The organism is Pseudomonas entomophila (assembly GCF_018417595.1).
Classification (GTDB): domain Bacteria; phylum Pseudomonadota; class Gammaproteobacteria; order Pseudomonadales; family Pseudomonadaceae; genus Aquipseudomonas; species Aquipseudomonas entomophila_C.
Map to the genome: position 1 here is coordinate 465,134 of NZ_CP070982.1, position 15,243 is coordinate 480,376.

At 64.5% G+C, this 15,243-nt stretch carries 12 protein-coding genes; 10 read left to right on the forward strand and 2 right to left on the reverse strand.

Annotated elements, in window-relative coordinates; genetic code table 11:
* A complete protein-coding gene (locus JYG34_RS02000; protein ID WP_213659303.1) occupies positions 1–765 on the forward strand; it encodes a TerB family tellurite resistance protein in 765 nt (254 codons plus the stop codon).
* 191 nt (positions 766–956) lie between these two features.
* Here JYG34_RS02000 and JYG34_RS02005 read toward each other — a convergent pair whose 3' ends face one another.
* Positions 957–1,955 (reverse strand): alpha/beta hydrolase family protein, encoded by a 999-nt coding sequence (locus tag JYG34_RS02005; protein ID WP_213659304.1) that lies wholly within the window; start codon positions 1,953–1,955, stop codon positions 957–959.
* Positions 1,956–2,050: 95 nt separating this feature from the next.
* Here JYG34_RS02005 and JYG34_RS02010 point away from each other — a divergent pair, with 95 nt between their 5' ends.
* The 9 genes from JYG34_RS02010 to trpE all read left to right on the forward strand — a co-directional run bounded on the left by JYG34_RS02010 (position 2,051) and on the right by trpE (position 12,973).
* Entirely contained in the window at positions 2,051–4,438 is a 2,388-nt protein-coding gene (locus tag JYG34_RS02010) for a PAS domain-containing sensor histidine kinase (RefSeq protein WP_213659305.1), read from the forward strand.
* Between the two features lie 9 nt (positions 4,439–4,447).
* Complete coding sequence (locus JYG34_RS02015) at positions 4,448–5,080, forward strand: response regulator (RefSeq protein ID WP_213661095.1); 633 nt, start codon at positions 4,448–4,450, stop codon at positions 5,078–5,080.
* A gap of 280 nt (positions 5,081–5,360) precedes the next feature.
* Entirely contained in the window at positions 5,361–6,482 is a 1,122-nt protein-coding gene (locus JYG34_RS02020; protein ID WP_213659306.1) for an ABC transporter ATP-binding protein, read from the forward strand.
* Between the two features lie 40 nt (positions 6,483–6,522).
* Positions 6,523–7,557 carry an ABC transporter substrate-binding protein gene (locus tag JYG34_RS02025; protein WP_213659307.1) on the forward strand — a complete coding sequence of 345 codons (1,035 nt, stop codon included), beginning with the start codon at positions 6,523–6,525 and terminating at the stop codon, positions 7,555–7,557.
* Positions 7,558–7,652: 95 nt separating this feature from the next.
* Positions 7,653–8,900 carry an ABC transporter permease gene (locus JYG34_RS02030; RefSeq protein WP_213659308.1) on the forward strand — a complete coding sequence of 416 codons (1,248 nt, stop codon included), beginning with the start codon at positions 7,653–7,655 and terminating at the stop codon, positions 8,898–8,900.
* 11 nt (positions 8,901–8,911) lie between these two features.
* A complete protein-coding gene (locus JYG34_RS02035) occupies positions 8,912–9,739 on the forward strand; it encodes an ABC transporter permease (RefSeq protein WP_213659309.1) in 828 nt (275 codons plus the stop codon).
* A gap of 195 nt (positions 9,740–9,934) precedes the next feature.
* Positions 9,935–10,609: a ribulose-phosphate 3-epimerase gene (gene rpe / locus JYG34_RS02040; RefSeq protein WP_011531853.1), complete on the forward strand. Its 675-nt coding sequence runs from the start codon at positions 9,935–9,937 to the stop codon at positions 10,607–10,609.
* A complete protein-coding gene (locus tag JYG34_RS02045; RefSeq protein WP_213659310.1) occupies positions 10,606–11,424 on the forward strand; it encodes a phosphoglycolate phosphatase in 819 nt (272 codons plus the stop codon). The genes rpe and JYG34_RS02045 overlap by 4 nt, the downstream gene beginning before the upstream one ends.
* Positions 11,425–11,494: 70 nt before the next feature.
* The gene (gene trpE, locus JYG34_RS02050) at positions 11,495–12,973 is read left to right on the forward strand and encodes an anthranilate synthase component I (RefSeq protein WP_213659311.1); all 1,479 of its coding nucleotides are present in this window, start codon (positions 11,495–11,497) and stop codon (positions 12,971–12,973) included.
* Between the two features lie 166 nt (positions 12,974–13,139).
* On the opposite strand, the gene estP is transcribed toward trpE, so the two are convergent.
* Positions 13,140–15,041, reverse strand: a complete 1,902-nt coding sequence (estP, locus tag JYG34_RS02055) for an esterase EstP (protein ID WP_213659312.1) — start codon at positions 15,039–15,041, stop codon at positions 13,140–13,142.
* Positions 15,042–15,243 lie beyond the last annotated feature (202 nt).

Below are 15,243 nucleotides of genomic sequence, written 5' to 3' on the forward strand. Positions count from 1 at the left end.
ATGTGGTGGCCAAGCACAGTGATTGGTGCCGGGGCCGGTTTCGCCGTGGCCAGCATTCCCGGGGCATTGCTCGGGGCGCTGTTGGGCCAGGCCATGGATCGGCGCCTGCGTCTTCAGGGATGGGACGATATGCGCGAGCGCCTGGGTGGCCGCCCGGCGCTGCGTGATGACGAACTGCTGTTCGTGCTGCTTGGGCGCCTGGCCAAGAGCGATGGCCGGGTGGCCGAAGGGCATATCCAGCAAGCCCGCCAGGAGATGATCCGCCTGGATCTTGGCGAGCCTGCGCGGCGGCGAGCCATCGCCGCTTTCAATCGCGGCAAGGCGGGCAAGGATCGGTTGGGTCATCACCTGCGCCGGATCAAGCTGCAGCCCCATGCCGCGGAAGGTACCTTGCGCGCCTGCTGGCGGATGGTCTGGGCTGATGGCAAGGCGGGGCGTCAGGAGCGTGACCTGTTGTTGGGCTGGGGCGAGCAGTTGGGGTTGAGCCGCAGCCAGGTGCAGGCGCTGTCACTTGAGTACGAGCCACGCAAGGCGTCGCTCGACGGCGGCACGATGACCTATGCGGCAGCTTTACGCCTGCTGGGTGTGGAGCCGGATACCGACACCGACCAGGTGAAGCAGGCCTATCGCCGCCTGCTCAGTCGCCATCACCCGGACAAACTGGTGGGCAGTGGCGCCAGCGAGGCGAAGGTGCGCGAGGCGACCGAGCTGACGCGCGAACTGCACCAGGCCTTTGCCCTGATCCGCAAGCGGCGGGGTATCTAGCCAGGGATCGCACCAAGGTCAAACCTTGCACGATCCCTGTAGATACGGCCTTGTGCCGCGAAAAGGGCTGCGTAGCGGCCCCAGGATTTCAGTACTGGGCAAAGATCGCCAGGGCGGCCTTGCGGCCCTGTCGCGGCTCAAGGCCGCTCCTACAGGGGCAGACGTGAATTCCGAATACCCCGCAAGGTGCTTCACTCTTCCTTGGGTGTCAGCCACCCACGCACCCGGCGCAGCAGTTGTTCCTGCTCTGCCGCTTTGTTACCCGGCATGGCCATCAGCGACACCTGGCGATACTGGCTGTCCTTCTGCCGCTTGCTCGCTTGCAGGCGCTGCTGGGCGGCCTGGTTGTCCTGGGGGCGGCCGGCGAAATAGATGTCGGCGGTCGGTACTTTCAGGGTCGGTGTCAGGCTTTGCAGGTCCTGCTCGACCCGCGCCGGTGTCTGCGCGCCGACCATTACCAGTTTCTGTACCTGTGGCGGCTGCTTCTCGCTGAGGTAGCGCGCGGCCCAGTAAGCGCCACTGCCATTGCCCAGCAAGACGATGCTGCGTGCCTTCTGTTGTTGTGCGTAGGCCACGGCGGCATCGAGGCGGGCGAAGATCCGCTCGGCATCGGCCTGGTCGCTGTGCTCGTCGGCTTCGACTGCGTCGGTGCTCTCGGCGGCGTCCGCCTCGGCGGCGGTGGCCTGGGCGACGTTGGCGTTGGCGTCCGCAGGCGTGTCCTTGGCCGGTGCCGATTCTCCCTCGGGCTTTTGCGCGGCGGCAGCCGGCTTGGCTTCGACCCGTGCCTGTGGGCGTTCGGCCAGCAGATCCGGCAGGCTCAGGCTCAGGGTGTGCCAGCCCACGTCCGGGAAGCCCCGGCGCAGTGGGCCGACGGTATTTGGCCAGTCGGCCGTTTCACCCGCGCCCGGGACGATGATCACCGCGCCTTTCGGGTCGCTGTCGTTGGCGGGCTTCCACAGTGCCAGGAAGTTCTCGCCATTGGCCTGCAAGGTCTGCTGCTCGGCCTTGGGCGCCTGGCGTTCGAGGGCCAGGGCGTCGTCCTGGCTGCGCTCGGCCAGTGCTGGGCGCGGCGCAGGTGCGGCGGCCTCGGTGGCGGCCTCTGTTTTTTCGGTGTCGGCGGCTTGAGCGCCGAGGGGCAGGAGCGAGGCCAGACAGAAGATTGCCAGCGTCGTGCGATAAAGTGTGAACATGAACCAACCCAAGGCCAGAATGATACCGGCAGCCTAATAGTATTTGCCCGTGGCGGCCACGCCAGGTGGCCATCCTTGCCAAGACGAGCGTATAGATGAAGCGAATGCGTTGCCTGTGGGTTATCGGCTGGTTGTGTCTACCCTTGATCGCGCTGGCAAGACCGGAGGCGCCCCCCGTGGTTGTGCTGGAGCCTGCCCAGCAGCAATGGCTGGACGCGCACCGCAGCCTGCGTGTCGGATTCGTGCTGCAAGCGCCTTACGCGCAGTTCGATCGCCGTCTCCAGCAGTACTACGGCGCGAATGTCGAACTGGTCGACGAACTGGCCCAGGCGCTCAGGCTGGACCTGACCTGGCGCGGGTTCACCGACGAGGCGGCGCTTGAGCATGCCTTGCAGGCGGGCGAGATCGACTTTGCCCCTGGGCTTGCCCAGACCCCGGCCAGCCTTCGCAACTGGTTGTTCAGCGACCCATACATGCGTGTGCCGCAGTTGGTGGTGGGAGTGCGCAGTGGTGCGGTGGCGGTGGAACTGGAGAAGCTGAGCGCCAATGACCGGGTTGCGGTGCGCATGCCCTCCCGGTTGGCTGATTACCTGCGTGGCAACTACACCAACCTCAACCTGCAAGGGGTGCCCAGCGAACGTGAGGCATTGCAGCTGGTGCTGGGCGGCCAGGCCGGTTTCGCCGTGCTCGATGAAGCGCAACTCAGCCGCCTTTCCCGCGAAAGCGAATTCAGTGAGCTGGCCGTTGTGGGCGACATCGGCTTGCCCCAACTGCTGCGGATCGGCTCGCGACGAGACTGGCCGATGCTCGCCGACATCCTGGAGCGCGGCCTGCAGGCAATGCCGGCCAAGCGCCTGGAACAACTGCATCAACGCTGGTTGCAACCCAAGTACCCACGCTTTTCCGAGTCAGCCGGTTTCTGGCAGAACCTCGCACTTTTGTTCGGCCTGTTGCTGCTCTGCGCCTTGGCCACGCTGGTGTGGCAGCGTCGTCAGCAGCGGGGGGTGGAGCGGGCTTTGCTGGCGACCCGCGAGACGCTGGTCGAGCGCCAGGTGCGCGAAGAGGCGCTGCGCCTGAGCCAGTTCTCCATCGACCAGAGCACGGTCGGCATCTTCTGGGTCAACTGGGACAGCCACATCCGTTACGCCAATCATGCGGCCGAGCGCATGCTCGGGTTCGCCGAGGGCGTGTTGATCGAGCGGCCGCTGAGTGACATCGAGCCCAGCCTCAGCATGGATCGCTGGCTGGCACTGTGGAAACGGGCGCGCAGCGGCGAGGGCGGAGAACTGCAGTTCGAGAGCCAGTGTGTGCGTGCCGACGGTAGCCAGTTGCCGGTGGACCTGTCGCTGTCGTTCCTGCGTTTTCGTGATGCCGAGTACCTGGTGGTGTTCCTCTCCGATGTCACCGAGCGCCGCCGTGCCCTGGCCGAACTGCGCGAAAGCGAAGCGCGCCTCAAGGGTATCGCCGGCAATGTGCCGGGGCTGGTGTTCCGCCTCGAGCGCGATCCGGCCGAAGGCGACCCTGAGTTTCCCTACATCAGCGAGGGCAGCGAGGCCCTCGTCGGCTATACCCCGGCAGCGATCCAGCACCCGCAGATGGGGCTGCGCAATCTGGTCCACCCTGAGGATCGCGGCGACTACCACCGGGTTCAGGACCTGGCCCTGGCGACTGACCAGGACTGGTCGTGGCAAGGCCGGATCCTCACGCGTGAGGGGGAACAGCGCTGGGCCGACATCAAGGCCACCACCCGCCGCCTGGCCGATGGGCGCATGGTCTGGGACGGGGTGGTCTGGGACATCACCCAGGGCAAGCAGGCGGAACTTGCGCTGGCCAGTTCCCAAGAGCAGCTTCGCGAGTTGTCGGCGCACCTGGAAAGCGTGCGTGAAGAAGAAAAAGCCCGCATCGCCCGCGAAGTGCACGATGAACTGGGGCAGATGCTCACGGTGCTCAAGCTGGAAGTGTCGATGTGCGAGCTGGCCTACGGTGAGCTGGACACCGGGCTCAACGAGCGGCTGGCCAGCATGAAGCGCTTGATCGCCCAGTTGTTCCAGCTGGTGCGCGATGTGGCCACCGCCTTGCGCCCGCCGATCCTCGACGCCGGCATCGCCTCGGCCATCGAGTGGCAGGCCCGGCGTTTCGAGGCCCGCACGCAGATCCCCTGCCTGGTGCAGGTCCCGGACAATCTGCCACCCTTGAGTGATGCGAAGGCCACTGGCCTGTTCCGTATCCTCCAGGAGGCACTGACCAATGTGATGCGCCACGCCCAGGCGCACACGGTGCAGATCGAGCTCGTGCGCGAGGGTGGGCAATTACGCTTGACGGTCATCGACGATGGTAAAGGCTTCGCACCGGGCGAGGCGCGGCCGACTTCGTTCGGCCTGGTGGGGGTGCGTGAGCGTGTGCTGATGCTGGGCGGCAGCATGAGTCTGGACAGCGAGCCAGGCGAGGGCACCAGCCTGAGCGTGGCGATTCCTTTGGTGTAGGAGAAAACGATCGTGATTAGAGTGCTGGTGGCGGAAGACCACACCATCGTCCGGGAAGGCATCAAGCAGTTGATCGGCCTGGCCAGGGACATGCAGGTGGCGGGCGAGGCGGGCAACGGTGAGCAGTTGCTGGACACGCTGCGCCAAACCCCCTGTGAGGTGGTGCTGCTGGACATCTCCATGCCGGGGGTGAATGGCCTGGAGGCGATCCCGCGGATCCGCGCGCTGAACAACCCGCCCGCGATCCTGATGCTGTCGATGCACGACGAGGCGCAGATGGCGGCCCGGGCGCTGAAGGCCGGTGCCGCGGGCTATGCCACCAAGGACAGCGACCCGGCGCTGTTGCTCACCGCCATTCGCCGGGTGGCCGGGGGCGGGCGCTATATCGACCCGGCCCTGGCCGACCGCATGGTGTTCGAGGTGGGGCTGACCGAGACCCGGCCGTTGCATACGCTGCTGTCGGAGCGCGAGTTCTCGGTGTTCGAGCGCCTGGCCCAGGGCGCCAACGTCAACGACATCGCCCAACAGCTGGCGCTGTCGAGCAAGACCATCAGCACCCACAAGGCGCGCTTGATGCAGAAGCTCAAGGTCAACTCGCTGGCGGAGCTGGTGAAGTACGCCATGGAGCACAAGCTGGTGTGAGTGTTCTGGTTGCGACAATGGTTTTTACGCAGTCTCACCGTAGGAGCGGCTTTAGCCGCGATGCAGGCGCCGCTGTCTCTGGCACCCGCTGCGCGGGTGATCGCGGCTAAAGCCGCTCCTACAAAGATCGAGTTGCCTGAAAGCGCCATCCTTGTAGGGCGATCCCTACAGCAAGTCTTCCATCCGGATGATGACATTCTCTCAGCGCCCCCGATTTCCGGGCCTTCGCGCCTCTTCTACGCTTCTACCCACGCAGTCATTCCAACAAGAAGGTACAGGCATGAGCGAGGCGAATTCGAACGCGGCCAGCGAGACGCTGGTCAGCTTCCGGGGCGTGCAGAAGAGCTACGACGGCGAATCGCTGATCGTCAAGGACCTCAACCTCGATATCCGCAAGGGTGAGTTCCTCACCCTGCTCGGGCCGTCCGGTTCGGGCAAGACCACCAGCCTGATGATGCTGGCCGGCTTCGAAACCCCCACCGCCGGCGAGATCCAGCTGGCCGGGCGTTCGATCAACAACGTGCCGCCGCACAAGCGCGACATCGGCATGGTGTTCCAGAACTACGCGCTGTTCCCGCACATGACCGTGGCCGAGAACCTGGCCTTCCCGCTGACCGTGCGCAACCTGAGCAAGACCGACATCAGCGAGCGGGTCAAGCGCGTGCTCAACATGGTCCAGCTCGACGCCTTCGCCAAGCGCTACCCCGGCCAGCTGTCCGGTGGCCAGCAGCAGCGCGTGGCGTTGGCCCGGGCCTTGGTGTTCGAGCCGCAGCTGGTGCTGATGGACGAGCCGCTCGGTGCGCTGGACAAACAACTGCGCGAACACATGCAGATGGAGATCAAGCATATCCACCAGCGCCTGGGCGTGACCGTGGTGTACGTGACTCACGATCAAGGCGAGGCGCTGACCATGTCCGACCGGGTAGCGGTGTTCCATCAGGGCGAGATCCAGCAGATCGCCGACCCGCGCACTCTCTACGAAGAACCCTGCAACACCTTCGTCGCCAACTTCATCGGCGAGAACAACCGCATCAACGGCACCCTGCTGGCCAGCGACGGCAAGCGCTGCCAGGTGCAATTGGCCCGTGGCGAGCGGGTCGAGGCGCTGGCAGTGAACGTCGGCCAGGCCGGCGAGCCGGTCACCCTGTCGATCCGCCCCGAGCGCGTGCGCCTCAACGGCCACAGCGAAAGCTGCGTCAACCGCTTCTCCGGCCGCGTGGCCGAATTCATCTACCTGGGCGACCACGTGCGGGTGCGCCTGGAAGTCTGCGGCAAGGCCGACTTCTTCGTGAAGCAGCCGATCGCCGAGCTCGACCCGGCCCTGGCCGTGGGCGATGTGGTACCGCTGGGCTGGGAGGTGGAGCACGCCCGCGCGCTCGATCCGATTGCCGAAGCCCATTGATGGTTTGCTTCACCAACCCTGTACTGTGGAGAGAATAATAATGCGCAAGCAGTTGAAACTGACCGCCCTGGCCCTGGGGCTGTTCGCCGCCGGCCAGGCCCTGGCCGCGGACTTGACCGTGGTGTCGTTCGGTGGCGCGAACAAGGCGGCCCAGGTAAAGGCGTTCTACGAGCCATGGGAAAAGGCCGGCAAGGGCAAGATCGTCGCCGGTGAGTACAACGGCGAGATGGCCAAGGTCAAAGCCATGGTCGACACCAACAGCGTGTCGTGGAACCTGGTCGAGGTGGAGTCGCCGGAGCTGGCGCGGGGCTGCGACGAAGGCATGTTCGAGGAGCTCGATCCGGCTTTGTTCGGTAGTGAAAGCGACTACGTCAAAGGTGCCATCCAGCCTTGCGGCGTGGGCTTCTTCGTCTGGTCCACGGTGCTGGCCTACAACGCCGACAAGCTCAAGAGCGCGCCCACCAGCTGGGCCGATTTCTGGGATACCAAGAAATTCCCGGGCAAGCGCGGCCTGCGCAAGGGCGCCAAGTACACCCTCGAGTTCGCCCTGATGGCCGACGGTGTCGCGCCGAAGGACGTCTACTCGGTGCTGGCCACCAAGGAAGGCCAGGACCGCGCCTTCAAGAAACTCGATGAACTCAAGCCCAGCATCCAGTGGTGGGAAGCCGGCGCCCAGCCGCCGCAGTACCTGGCCTCGGGCGATGTGGTCATGAGCTCGGCCTACAACGGCCGCATCGCCGCCGTGCAGAAAGAGAGCAACCTCAAGGTGGTGTGGAACGGCGGCATCTACGACTTCGACGCCTGGGCCATTCCGAAAGGCGCCAAGGACGTGGAGGAGGCGAAGAAATTCATCGCCTACACCGTGCAGCCGGAACAACAGAAGACCTACTCCGAGAACATCGCCTACGGCCCGGCCAATTCCAAGGCCGTCCCGCTGCTGGCCGATGCGGTGAAGAAGGACATGCCGACCACGCCTGAGAACATCGCCAACCAGGTGCAGATCGACGTGGCCTTCTGGGCCGACAACAGCGAGCAGCTGGAGCAACGCTTCAACGCCTGGGCGGCGAAGAAGTAACCAGCCCGTTCGCCGGCAAGCCGGCTCCTACTTGGATTCCCTGTAGGTGCCGGCTTGCCGGTGAACGGCCCCACCCCTGTATTCCGGAGTTCGCCATGGCCATTGCAGTGCCCCTCAACGAAGGCGCAGGTCCAAGCCTCAAGCAGCGCCTCAAGCACGCCGAGCGGGTCAACCGCTGGAAGGCCCAGGCGTTGATCGCGCCGCTGGCGCTGTTCCTCCTGCTGGTGTTCCTGGTACCCATCGCGGCGCTGCTGTACAAGAGCGTCGGCAACCCCGAGGTGGTCGGTGGCCTGCCGCGTACCGTCGAAGCGGTGGCGCAATGGGATGGCAAGAGCCTGCCCGGCGAGGAGGTCTACAAGGCCCTGAGCCAGGACCTGGCCGAGTCGCGCAAGAACCAGACCCTGGGCGATCTCTCCAAGCGGCTGAACATGGAGCTGGCCGGCTACCGCAGCCTGCTGGCCAAGACGGCGAGGGCGCTGCCGTTCAAGGAAGAGCCCGCCTCCTATAAAGAAGCCTTGCAGACGCTCGACGAGCGCTGGGGCGACCCTGCCTACTGGCAGGCGATCCGTCGCAACACCAGCAGCGTCACGCCGTTCTACCTGCTGGCCGCGCTGGACCACCGTATCGACGACCTGGGCGAGCTGGCCAAGGCCACTCCCGACCAGGCCATCTACCTCGACATCTTCGCCCGCACCCTGTGGATGGGCGTGGTGATCACCGTGATCTGCCTGGTGCTGGCCTATCCCCTGGCCTACCTGCTGGCCAACCTGCCGACCCGGCAGAGCAACCTGCTGATGATCCTGGTACTACTGCCGTTCTGGACTTCGATCCTGGTGCGAGTGGCGGCGTGGATCGTGCTGTTGCAGTCGGGCGGCCTGATCAACAGCGCGCTGATGGCGATGGGCGTCATCGACCAGCCGTTGGAGCTGGTGTTCAACCGCACCGGTGTGTACATCTCGATGGTGCACATCCTGCTGCCGTTCATGATCCTGCCGCTGTACAGCGTGATGAAGGGCATCTCGCCCAGCTACATGCGCGCGGCGATCTCCCTTGGTTGCCATCCGTTCGCCAGCTTCTGGCGGGTGTACTTCCCGCAGACCTACGCCGGTGTCGGTGCCGGTTGCCTGCTGGTGTTCATCCTGGCCATCGGCTACTACATCACCCCGGCACTGCTGGGCAGCCCGAACGACCAGATGGTCAGCTACTTCGTCGCCTTCTACACCAACACCAGCATCAACTGGGGCATGGCCACCGCGCTGGGCGGGCTGTTGCTGCTGGCAACCGTGCTGTTGTACCTGATCTATAGCTGGCTGGTCGGCGCGAGCCGCCTGCGCCTGAGCTGAGGAGCCCTGTCATGCTGAGCCCCTATATGTCGCCCGTGGAGCGGGTGTGGTTCTACAGCCTGCGCATCCTGTGCGGGTTGATCCTGCTGTTCCTGGTATTGCCGGTGCTGGTCATCGTGCCGTTATCGTTCAACAGCGGGAGTTTCCTGGTCTATCCGCTGCAAGGCTTCTCGCTGCACTGGTACCAGGACTTCTTCGGCTCCGCCGAGTGGATGCGCGCACTGAAGAACAGCATCATCGTCGCCCCGGCGGCCACGGTGCTGGCCATGGTATTCGGCACCCTGGCCTCGATCGGCCTGACCCGGGGCGACTTCCCCGGCAAGTCGCTGGTGATGGCATTGGTGATCTCACCGATGGTGGTACCGGTGGTGATCATCGGTGTGGCCAGCTACCTGTTCTTCGCGCCGCTGGGCATGGGCAACAGCTTCGTCTCGCTGATCCTGGTGCATGCGGTGCTGGGTGTGCCGTTCGTGATCATTACCGTGTCGGCCACGTTGCAGGGCTTCAACTACAACCTGGTGCGTGCGGCGGCCAGCCTTGGGGCTTCGCCATTGCTGACCTTCCGTCGGGTGACATTGCCGCTGATTGCGCCGGGGGTGATCTCCGGGGCGCTGTTCGCCTTCGCCACTTCGTTCGATGAGGTGGTGGTGACCCTGTTCCTCGCCGGGCCGGAGCAGGCGACCCTGCCACGGCAGATGTTCAGCGGCATTCGCGAGAACCTGAGCCCGACCATCGCGGCGGCGGCCACCTTGCTGATCGCGTTCTCGGTGATCCTGTTGCTGACCCTGGAGTGGTTGCGTGGGCGCAGCGAGAAGCTGAGGACTCAGCAACCGGCTTGATCTTCCGTTGCGTGTAGCTGCCTTGTCGCGGCTAAAGCCGCTCCCACAGGATTTGTGCAGTTCTCGAGAAATGTGCGCTGCCTGTGGGAGCGGCTTTAGCCGCGAAGTGGCCGGCACAGATTGATACCAATCAGCCCCGATCCGCTTCCCTGGGGTACAATGCGCGCCACCGTGATTTCCGCCAACAGGTGCGCCATGCAGCCCTACGCTATTGCCCCCTCCATTCTTTCCGCCGATTTCGCCCGCCTGGGCGAGGACGTCGACAAGGTTCTGGCCGCCGGGGCCGACATCGTCCACTTCGATGTCATGGATAACCACTACGTCCCGAACCTGACCATCGGCCCGATGGTCTGCAGCGCGCTGCGCAAGTACGGCGTGACCGCGCCGATCGACGTGCACCTGATGGTCAGCCCGGTCGACCGCATCATCGGCGACTTCATCGAGGCCGGCGCCACCTACATCACCTTCCACCCGGAAGCCTCGCAGCACATCGACCGCTCGCTGCAACTGATCCGCGACGGCGGCTGCAAGGCCGGCCTGGTGTTCAACCCGGCGACCGGCCTGGACGCCTTGAAGTACGTGATGGACAAGGTCGACATGGTCCTGCTGATGAGCGTCAACCCAGGCTTCGGCGGGCAGAAGTTCATCCCTGGCACCCTCGACAAGCTGCGTGAAGCCCGCGCTCTGATCGACGCCAGCGGCCGGGATATCCGCCTGGAGATTGATGGCGGCGTCAACGTCAACAACATCCGCGAGATCACCGCCGCCGGCGCTGACACCTTCGTGGCGGGATCGGCGATCTTCAACGCCCCGGACTACAAGGAAGTTATCGACAAGATGCGTGCCGAAATGGCGCTGGCCCGCGCATGAGCGGCTTCGAGCAGCTGTTCCCGGGGACGCTGCCCAGGCTGGTGATGTTCGATCTGGATGGCACCCTGATCGACTCGGTCCCCGACCTGGCCGCAGCCGTCGACCGCATGCTGCTCGAACTCGGGCGCCCGCCTGCCGGGCTCGACGCCGTGCGCCACTGGGTGGGCAACGGTGCCCAGGTGCTGGTGCGCCGGGCGCTGGCCGGCGGCATCGAACACGATACCGTGGATGACGAACTGGCCGAACGTGCCCTGGCCCTGTTCATGGAGGCCTACGCCGAGAGCCACGAGCTGACGGTCGTCTACCCCGGTGTGCGCGACACCCTGCGCTGGCTGAGCAAGCAGGGTGTGGAAATGGCCCTGATCACCAACAAACCGGAGCGCTTCGTCGCGCCCCTGCTTGACCAGATGAAGATCGGCCGCTACTTCCGCTGGATCATCGGTGGCGACACCCTGCCACAGAAGAAACCCGATCCCGCGGCCTTGCTGTTTGTCATGAAGATGGCTGGCGTTGCCCCGGAACAGTCGCTGTTCATCGGCGATTCGCGCAGTGACGTGCTGGCGGCCAAGGCAGCCGGGGTCAAGTGCGTCGGCCTTAGCTATGGCTACAACCACGGCCGCCCCATCGACGATGAATCCCCCAGCCTGGTGATTGATGATCTGCGCCGCCTGCTGCCCGGTTGCGTAGTCACCGACACTGGGATAACGTTGGCGGACCTTCAAGCCCCGCAAAGCAGAGACAACAACGTGGTGGTCACTGGCAAATTCTGGATGAAAGTCATCAAGGCCCTGGCCCGCTGGCGCTGGCGCGCCTGACTCCCGCTCGCCGGCACCTGCCGGCCCGTCCGCTTGCCCGACCCCATTGCTGCTTGCCACGAGGCTACACATGACCCGCGAAGAATTCCTGCGCCTGGCCGCTGCCGGCTATAACCGCATTCCCCTGGCCTGCGAAACCCTGGCCGATTTCGACACCCCGCTGTCGATCTACCTGAAGCTCGCCGACCAACCCAACTCCTACCTGCTCGAGTCCGTGCAGGGCGGGGAAAAATGGGGCCGTTACTCGATGATCGGGCTGCCGTCGCGCACCGTGATGCGCGTGCATGGCTATCACGTCAGCATCCTGCAGGATGGCGTCGAAGTGGAAAGCCACGATGTCGAAGACCCACTGGCCTTCGTCGAGGCATTCAAGGACCGTTACAAGGTCGCCGACATTCCTGGCCTTCCGCGCTTCAACGGTGGCCTGGTGGGTTACTTCGGCTATGACTGTGTGCGCTACGTCGAGAAACGCCTGGGCGCCAGCCCCAACCCGGATCCGCTTGGGGTGCCGGATATCCTGCTGATGGTGTCCGATGCCGTGGTGGTGTTCGACAACCTGGCGGGCAAGATGCACGCGATCGTCCTGGTCGACCCAACCGAAGAGCAAGCGTTCGAGAATGGCAAGGCACGCCTGGAAGGGCTGCTGGACAAGCTGCGTCAGCCGATCACCCCGCGCCGTGGCCTGGACCTCAGCGGGCCCATGGCCGCCGAGCCCGAATTTCGCTCCAGCTATACCCGCGCCGACTACGAGAACGCGGTGGGCCGCATCAAGGAGTACATTCTCGCCGGTGATTGCATGCAGGTGGTGCCGTCGCAGCGCATGTCCATCGACTTCAAGGCCGCGCCCATCGACCTGTACCGCGCGCTACGCTGCTTCAACCCAACGCCATACATGTACTTCTTCAACTTCGGTGACTTCCACGTAGTGGGCAGCTCCCCCGAAGTGCTGGTGCGTGTCGAGGACAACCTGGTCACTGTGCGCCCGATCGCCGGTACCCGCCCACGTGGTGCCACCGAAGAAGCCGACCGCGCCCTGGAAGACGATCTGCTGTCGGATGACAAGGAGATCGCCGAGCATCTGATGCTGATCGACCTGGGTCGCAACGATGTTGGCCGGGTGTCTGCCACTGGCAGCGTGCGCCTGACCGAGAAGATGGTGATCGAGCGCTATTCCAACGTCATGCACATCGTCTCCAACGTCACCGGCCAGCTGCGTGAAGGGCTGACGGCGATGGATGCGCTGCGGGCGATCTTGCCCGCGGGCACCTTGTCCGGTGCGCCGAAGATCCGTGCCATGGAGATCATCGACGAACTGGAGCCGGTCAAGCGTGGTGTCTATGGTGGCGCCGTGGGCTACTTCGCCTGGAACGGCAACATGGATACCGCCATCGCCATTCGTACCGCAGTGATCAAGGACGGTGAACTGCATGTACAGGCCGGTGGCGGCATCGTCGCCGACTCGGTGCCGGCGCTGGAGTGGGAAGAGACCATCAACAAGCGCCGGGCAATGTTCCGTGCCGTGGCGTTGGCTGAGCAGACTTCGAAATAAGCATTGGGAACAGAACTCACTGTAGGAGCGGCTTTAGCCGCGATTTAGGCAACGCGGTATCGGATCCCCGCCTTGCAGTGATCGCGGCTAAAGCCGCTCCTACAGAGGTCGTGCCAAGTCGGTTGCGGTGTTATCCATCAAGGCCGGCTTGCCGGCGAACCACCAGTCAGAAATCTACACTCACCGCCAGGCTCACCCCCTGCTGCCTCAGCTCGTCACTCTTGCGCCAGTTGTAGTTCCCCCGCAGGTTAACCCCTGACACCAGTTCATGAGTCACCCCCAGGCTGGCGCGGGTCAGGTTGCTGTGTGGCGTGTAGCCGGTCAGGGTGAAGTCGTTGGCCGGCAGTGTGGTCAGGCGCATGGTCAGGTCCTGCTGGTCATCCTCGAACTCATGCTCCCGGGCGACTTCGGCGAACAGCTTCGTGCCCGGCAATACCTGCACGCTACCCAGCATCCCGACGCCCAGGCGCCGTGACGTGCGTTCCTGGTCATCGAAGCCAAGTGCGGTAGAGCGACCACTTTTCTCGTCATAGCCATCCACCTTGACCCGCGCATAGTCGGCGCTGACGAACGGCGCCAGCTGCCACTCGCTGCCCTCGGCGGCCAGGTTGTAGCCCAGGCGGCCGGTGACGGCCCAGGTCTCGCCGTCGGTGTCGCCTTTTTCGCTGCGATCGTTTACGCCCAGGGCGAAAGTGCGCTTGAGGTCCCGGTAGTCCAGGTGCCCGGCAGTCAAGGCCGCATCGGCCCACCAGCGGTCCTGGCGGTACTGGGCGAAGGCGCTGGCAAGGTAGCTGTCGAGCTTGTAGTCCGAATCCTGCTGGCCCACTTCGAGCTTCTGCCGGTATACGCCAGCTGCCAGCCCAAGGCGCCAGGCGTCGTCAACCCGGTAGCTGCCACCCAGGGTCAGGTTGTAGCCCCGGCCATCACCGCTGGCAGCGCTGCGTTGGCTGCCGAAGTCCAGATCCTGCGCGCCAGTGGCGACGAAGGCCTGCCACTGGCCGACCGCTTGCCAGGGTGTTTGCCACTGGTTGCGCAACTCATCCTGGTGGGCGCGAACGCTGGCGTGCGCCATTTCTGGCAGAAGCGTCAGCTCCCACGGCGCGGCGAGAATTGAATAGCCGTAGTCGGCGATCAGTTGCTGGCCGGCGATGGTCGGGTGCACGGAGTCGTTGAACAGCAGCTTGGTCGGGTCGGGCGTCGTGCCGTTGGCACCATAGACCGGGTTGCCTACGCAGTTGCCGCCGCTGTAGCAGGAGCCGACCAGGTTCTGGCCAGTGGCCAGGCCGAACTGTGCTGGGTTGGCCAGGGCTTCCTGGAGCAGCACCGGTATGTTCAGGGGAATGATCTCGGCATTGATGCCAGCAAGCTGGCTGACCAGCGACTGGTTGAACACGTTGGACAGCTGCGAGAGAGGGCCCTGCTGTGGGGTGCCGCTGAAGCTCGGGGTCTGGCCCAGGTCAGGTAGCAGCCACACCATGATGTAGCGTGCGCCTGCCTGTTGCAGCGCCTGGGCACTGGCAGCCAAGCGGGCACCTGAAGCGGCGGCGGTGGCCGGGCTGGTGACCAGCCCCTGAAGGAAGTCGTTGCCGCCACCCGTCAGGTAGTACAAGGCGTTCGGGTCGGCGCCCAGGCCGTTGGCCAGATAGCCGGGGCGTTCGCGCAGGACCGTGCCGGCGTTGGGTTGCCCAGGTGGAATGACCGCTTTCGAGGTGGTGGTGATCGAGTCGAGGATCTGTTGCGTGGTGTAGCCGCCCACCGCCCAGTTGTTACCGTCCGGCAAGCCCTGCAAGAGATTGCCGATCGATGTGGAGGGGCCCAGTGAAGTGTCGCTCAAGCCCAGCCGACCACCGAGGATCATGGGTGACACCGGCGCATAATTGCCGTTGGCGTCGCGGTTGGTGAAGCGCATGCCTGCAGTGCCACCGGTCAGGTCGGGAAATTGCCCGGCGTCGCTGAGGCTGTCGCCGAAGACAATCAGGGAGCTATAAGGGGAGGGCGCCGCCATGGCCTGGCTGCTGGTGAACACGAGGGCACCAAGTAAAGTACGCAGGAAGGGAGCCTTGAGCATGCAGGGATATCCTTTTCATTGTTTTTATCGGAACAAGCCGAATGACCTTAGCAAATTCCCGGTCTTTGCCTACCGTTCCATTCGTTTCCCCGTGTTTACGGGCATATTGCGCCCGCCGTCACGGTAGGCTACTGTGCCGGAACGTATGAACGAGACCTACCCTGTGTTGATCGTCAGCAAACTCTTGATGCACGTGATCAAG

Excerpts from the sequence above, each read along its gene's own strand:
- rpe (WP_011531853.1), top strand. The coding sequence starts at position 9,935 with ATGCAGCCCTACGCTATTGCCCCCTCCATTCTTTCCGCCGATTTCGCC.
- estP (WP_213659312.1), bottom strand. The coding sequence starts at position 15,041 with ATGCTCAAGGCTCCCTTCCTGCGTACTTTACTTGGTGCCCTCGTGTTC.
- JYG34_RS02005 (WP_213659304.1), bottom strand. The coding sequence starts at position 1,955 with ATGTTCACACTTTATCGCACGACGCTGGCAATCTTCTGTCTGGCCTCG.
- JYG34_RS02025 (WP_213659307.1), top strand. The coding sequence starts at position 6,523 with ATGCGCAAGCAGTTGAAACTGACCGCCCTGGCCCTGGGGCTGTTCGCC.
- JYG34_RS02035 (WP_213659309.1), top strand. The coding sequence starts at position 8,912 with ATGCTGAGCCCCTATATGTCGCCCGTGGAGCGGGTGTGGTTCTACAGC.
- JYG34_RS02020 (WP_213659306.1), top strand. The coding sequence starts at position 5,361 with ATGAGCGAGGCGAATTCGAACGCGGCCAGCGAGACGCTGGTCAGCTTC.
- JYG34_RS02045 (WP_213659310.1), top strand. The coding sequence starts at position 10,606 with ATGAGCGGCTTCGAGCAGCTGTTCCCGGGGACGCTGCCCAGGCTGGTG.
- JYG34_RS02010 (WP_213659305.1), top strand. The coding sequence starts at position 2,051 with ATGAAGCGAATGCGTTGCCTGTGGGTTATCGGCTGGTTGTGTCTACCC.
- JYG34_RS02030 (WP_213659308.1), top strand. The coding sequence starts at position 7,653 with ATGGCCATTGCAGTGCCCCTCAACGAAGGCGCAGGTCCAAGCCTCAAG.
- JYG34_RS02000 (WP_213659303.1), top strand. The coding sequence starts at position 1 with ATGTGGTGGCCAAGCACAGTGATTGGTGCCGGGGCCGGTTTCGCCGTG.
- trpE (WP_213659311.1), top strand. The coding sequence starts at position 11,495 with ATGACCCGCGAAGAATTCCTGCGCCTGGCCGCTGCCGGCTATAACCGC.